The 5,193-nt window shown below is 32.9% G+C and carries 5 protein-coding genes and 1 rRNA gene; 4 read left to right on the top strand and 2 right to left on the bottom strand.

Annotated elements, in window-relative coordinates; translation table 11 throughout:
• Positions 1–242 precede the first annotated feature (242 nt).
• A 5S ribosomal RNA gene (gene rrf, locus ACOYLP_RS10590) occupies positions 243–351 on the top strand.
• 283 nt (positions 352–634) lie between these two features.
• Entirely contained in the window at positions 635–1,453 is an 819-nt protein-coding gene (locus tag ACOYLP_RS10585; protein WP_422856137.1) for a M48 family metallopeptidase, read from the top strand.
• A gap of 42 nt (positions 1,454–1,495) precedes the next feature.
• On the opposite strand, the gene ACOYLP_RS10580 is transcribed toward ACOYLP_RS10585, so the two are convergent.
• Together ACOYLP_RS10580 and ACOYLP_RS10575 are read right to left on the bottom strand one after the other, a co-directional pair.
• Complete coding sequence (locus tag ACOYLP_RS10580) at positions 1,496–2,584, bottom strand: serine hydrolase (RefSeq protein WP_422856138.1); 1,089 nt, start codon at positions 2,582–2,584, stop codon at positions 1,496–1,498.
• The gene (locus ACOYLP_RS10575) at positions 2,575–2,799 is read right to left on the bottom strand and encodes a hypothetical protein (protein WP_422856136.1); all 225 of its coding nucleotides are present in this window, start codon (positions 2,797–2,799) and stop codon (positions 2,575–2,577) included. Before ACOYLP_RS10575 ends, ACOYLP_RS10580 begins: the two co-directional genes overlap by 10 nt.
• 156 nt (positions 2,800–2,955) lie before the next feature.
• Here ACOYLP_RS10575 and ACOYLP_RS10570 point away from each other — a divergent pair, with 156 nt between their 5' ends.
• Together ACOYLP_RS10570 and ACOYLP_RS10565 are read left to right on the top strand one after the other, a co-directional pair.
• Positions 2,956–4,251 carry an MFS transporter gene (locus ACOYLP_RS10570; protein ID WP_422856135.1) on the top strand — a complete coding sequence of 432 codons (1,296 nt, stop codon included), beginning with the start codon at positions 2,956–2,958 and terminating at the stop codon, positions 4,249–4,251.
• Between the two features lie 42 nt (positions 4,252–4,293).
• Positions 4,294–5,049 carry a hypothetical protein gene (locus ACOYLP_RS10565; RefSeq protein ID WP_422856134.1) on the top strand — a complete coding sequence of 252 codons (756 nt, stop codon included), beginning with the start codon at positions 4,294–4,296 and terminating at the stop codon, positions 5,047–5,049.
• The last annotated feature ends 144 nt before the right edge of the window (positions 5,050–5,193 follow it).

Below are 5,193 nucleotides of genomic sequence, written 5' to 3'. Positions count from 1 at the left end.
TAAAGGCAGTAATGTCATAGTCGAGTAGTACTAATAACCCGTAAGCTTATGTACATCTTTTCCTCCGCCGCAAGACGGAGGAAGAAACTTTCTCCCCGCCTACGCGGGGATGACAAATTAAATTTTCTTTATCTCAGTATGTTAACTTATATCCATTAGGCAAGGAGGCAAAAGCCAAAAGTTTAATGGAACCACGCAAGAAAGCTAATGCCTAGTGGCTAATGCCTATTGCCTTAAAGACTTAAGGTGGTTATTGCGTCGGGGCTCACCTCTTCCCATTCCGAACAGAGAAGTTAAGCCCGACTGCGCAGATGGTACTGCAATTTGTGGGAGAGTATGTCGCTGCCTTTTTTTAGTAATCCCGACCCTATGGTCGGGATTATTTTTTTATACGAAAGGTCGATTCGATGCCATGCATGCAATGCCTAAGACTGGTAAACAGCCAGACAGGCTTTTTTAGAATACCTACATTCTAACATTATTATAAATACTAATTAATACAATGCCATAAATTTCTTTGGATTAAATAAAATTAAACGGCGATAACACACTGATATTATTTAAAGATATTACAGAATTACATATCATATGAGCATAAAAAAAAACTAAATTTGTTTCTAATAAAAAGTATAGTATGAAAAGTAGAATTTTATTTTGTGGCATCTTGATAATAGCCCTAGTTATATCATGTGCTAAAAATCCGTTCACTGGAAAAAATACGTTAGCCTTAGTTCCCAATAGCGAAATATTGCCATCGGCATTTGCTCAATATGGGCAATTTCTTAAAGAGAACAAAGTTATATCAGGGACCTCTGATGCAGAAAAAGTTGAAAAGATTGGAATCAAAATAAAAAATGCTGCTGAGAAATGGCTGAATGCAAATAGTTATAAAGGTTATTTGAAAGATTATCAGTGGGAATACAAATTAGTTGAAAGTAAAGAAGTAAACGCTTGGTGTATGCCAGGTGGAAAAATAGTAGTCTACTCAGGAATTCTTCCAATCACAAAAGACGATGATGGTTTGGCTACTGTAATGGGTCACGAAGTAGCACATGCATTGGCTAATCATGGTCAGCAAAGAATGAGTGCCGGGATGTTGCAACAACTTGGTGCCGTTGGTGTTGCTGCAGCTACAGGTAATAAAAGTAGCGAAACCCAACAAATAGCAATGACTGCTTATGGTGCTGTAACTCAATTTGGAGGAATGTTACCATTTAGTAGAAGTCACGAAAGTGAAGCTGATAAAATTGGATTAACCCTTATGGCAATAGCGGGTTATAATCCGGAACAATCAGTAGTGTTTTGGTCAAGAATGGCAACAGCAACAGGAGGAAATAAACCACCGGAATTTATGAGTACACATCCATCTGACGAAACAAGAATAGCTAATTTAAGAAGGTTAGTTCCAGAAGCAAAAGCAGAAGCTTTAAAGTTCGGAGTTACCTTCAAATAACACGCTGAATAACCATCTTTTAGATGGTTTTTTTATGTTTAATTATCTTTTGATCAACTTTTGAGTTTTCCTTTGATTTCCTTGTTGAACGTTTACTAAATAAATGCCAGAAGCTAAGAATGAAATATCTAAAGAGTTTTGATTAGAAACGTTGAGGATTGAGTTTCCAATCATATCAAAAATTTCTACACTATATTTTTCAGATTCAATATTTGATATTAAAATTCTATTTGTGGCCGGATTTGGTCCTATTGCAATTTTGTTACGTTCTTGATTGTTAATTTCTAATGTGCAATCAAGTTCGTTTATTTTTTGCCAAATTTGATTACAAAATAAAAAAGGAACACCCGAATCTGGAGAACTAGGTACATCTCCCATTCGAATAATAACTAATCCTCTGCTTGGAGAGATACTCATTATTTGAGAATTTTTTCCTAAACCGGCAAACATATCTGAAGGTGCATCAGGTGCATAGGAACCCGGAAACACAATTTGACTCGTTGGAACCATAAAACATGGCTTTCCGTTTAACCACCACAAATAACCATAAGATTTATTCAAGTTTTGAGAAGTATTGACCATTTCATTAAAATAGGTGCTATTGATTAATTGTGTGCCATTCCAAGCACCATTTCCTTGAATCAACAAACCATAACGAGCCATACTTCTCACATTACTAAAAAACACATTGTTATAATCTACTGTTAACCAACTCCCAGTCATACCAGTAGGATTTTTAAGTTTTATTTGGGTGTACGTATTTATTGGTTGACCTGTTGCGTTTTGTAATACGCCTTCGAGTAAAGTATAGGGTGCATTGTGATAAGCCCAACGTGTTCCTGCATTCGCTAAATATTCTAAACAAGTATTGAGTGTACAATCACTATTGACTACACCATCATTCAAACCTGAAGTCATGGTCAATTGATTTCGTATTTTGATATTATTTTCTTGAGCAAGTGTACAACTCGTCCAGCCTTGTCCCAAATAGGTCGATGTATTATCGTTTATAGACAAGAAATTTTCTTCTTGAGCTTTTCCAACTAAAAATGCAGTAATTGTTTTTCCAGCTGAAGCCCAATACCATAAACTCTGGTTAGTAAAAGTTCCAAAATATTGTTCTAAAACAATTTTATTATTTTTAATACAATAAATCCTTTTGAGTTTTCTTGTTCAAGAAAAGCATATAGATTATCTATTCTTGTTTGACACCATCCTAAAGAAGAGGGATCAATAGTTTCCCATGTTGCTGTTGGACTAGTTGGAGGATAATATAGAGGTTGAGATTTAACACTATTTGGAAGTAAAAATAATACAAGACATTGGATAAGTAGTAACTTTTTCATAGTTGTCATTTTTTAATTTTCTCTAAGACCAAATAATACTAAGAAGGTTTATTTAAAGTAATAAAATAAAAATAGTAGCGTTAAATAATTTTATTTAATCGATTATAAACAAATTTAAAATAAATTAGCTAAATAAATATAACAATTCAAAAAGGAATGGCTAATTTAAATAAAGGTGACAAGAAACTTCTAAATGCGTGGGCTTTCTATGATTGGGCGAATTCTGTATACAGTTTGGTTATTGCTTCGGCAGTTTTTCCAATTTTTTATAATTCGTTATTCGATAAAAATAATCCATATATAGTTTTTTGGGGTTATAGCCTTAAGAATTCAGCTTTAATAAGTTTTGTAACCTCCGCAGCTTTTTTATGTGTAGCTTTATTTTCACCATTGCTTTCTGGAATTGCAGACTATATTAGAAATAAGAAAATTTTCATGCGGTTTTTTAATTTTATTGGTGCATTTTCTTGTATTGGTTTGTATTTTTTTGATTTGAATAGTATTGGTCTTGGGCTTACTTTTTACTTTTTTGGACTCATTGGTTTTTGGGGAAGTTTGGTTTTTTATAATTCATATTTACCCGACATTGCTTTTCCTGAACAACAAGATAAAATAAGTGCCAAAGGTTTTTCTTTAGGATATATAGGAAGTGTAATCCTTTTGGTTATTAATCTGGCAATGATCATGTCAGTTGAAGGAGCAGAAAAAATAGAGATGATGCGCTATTCGTTTGCAATGGTTGGTATTTGGTGGATCGTATTTAGTCAGTATACTTATTTTTACTTACCTGAAGGCAATTCTAATAAACAAAAAGTGAATTTTGAAGTAGTTTTTAATGGTTTTAAAGAGTTAAAAAAAGTATGGAAAATGCTTGAATCTGAAATTCCATTAAAAAGATATCTGGTAAGCTTTTTTGTTTTCAGTATGGCAGTTCAAACTGTAATGTTGGTAGCCACTTATTTTGGGGCTCAAGAAATTCAATGGAAAGACGCTCAAGAAAGTCAGACTGGATTAATAACTTGTATTCTATTAATACAATTAATAGCTGTAGCTGGTGCTTTTTTTACTTCAAAAGCTTCTGCAAAATTTGGCAATATTAATGTGCTTATTTTTCTAAATGCATTTTGGTTATTACTTTGTTTTTTTGCTTATTTCATCACAACACCCAATGACTTTTACATTATGGCCTCATTAGTTGGATTAGTAATGGGCGGAATTCAATCTTTAGGAAGGTCAACCTATTCTAAGTTTTTACCCAAAACCGAAGACACCACTTCTTTTTTTAGTTTCTATGATGTTTCTGAAAAAGTTGGAATTGTTATTGGAATGATGGTTTATGGGCTGATAGATCAAATAACGGGTAGCCCAAGATTTGCAATTGTGTTTCTTGGCATATTTTTCTTTACCGCCATTTTATTATTAATAAGAATTCCCAAAAAAGCATTGTCATAAATTCAAAAAAAATTATATTTGGTCCTTACTTATAAAACAATTATGAAAAACATAAAGTTAGTTGCGTGCCTATTTTTTATTTTAACAGCTTTTACTTTCACTTCCTGTGAAAATGAACCAATTGATAGCGCTATCAATTTAGATGATTTTAATAATGGAGGCGGAGGAACTTCAACTGGAGATTACTGGCCAACGGCATTAAATAATCAGTGGGTTTATAAATTAAATGGTGTGCAACAATCACCAATGAAAATTATTTCTGTTAATAGTATCGATAATGCTACTTATTATACTTTTGATACATTGTTCGGTCAAGGTTCAGCTGGTTCAGTCGGAAATGCAACAGTAAGATTAAGAAAGAATTCAGGAGATTATTACATTAGAATTGAAGATTTAAATTTAAATTTAGGTAGCGGCTTGACAGCAACTATGACAGGTTATGAGTATATACTCTTAAAAGATTATCTTACTGTTGGTCAAACTTGGACAGGTACTTACAATCAAACAACTACTTATAGTGACCCGCAATTACCAGCAATAACACAAACGACAAGTTATACAGGAACAGTTGTTGAAACTGGTTTATCTCTAACTGTAAATGGAACATCATTTCCAAATGTAATCAAAGTAAGAGTGCGTCAGTCTACATCTTTTCCAGGTTCACCTGAGCCATCAGTAGTTGATTCTGACTATTGGTTTGCAAAAGATGTAGGTCCGATAAAAGCAGTTAATCTTTCTACTGTGAATGGAAATACTACTACTAATACTAACGATTTATTTTCGTTCATCCTTAACTAATTAAAAAAAATAAATTCGCCAAATTGGCGGATTTTTTTGTGGCATAATACTTGACTATTTTCTGCGCTAAACGATAATATTTGTTTATATATCGATTTTAATAAAAATCAACTGTCACACATCGATTTTAATTTATCAGATTGA

The sequence above is a fragment of the Flavobacterium sp. genome (genome assembly GCF_049318325.1).
Taxonomy (GTDB): Bacteria; Bacteroidota; Bacteroidia; order Flavobacteriales; family Flavobacteriaceae; genus Flavobacterium.
The sequence above is the reverse complement of the archived record's forward strand: the minus strand, read 5'-3'. Positions and strand labels throughout refer to the sequence as shown.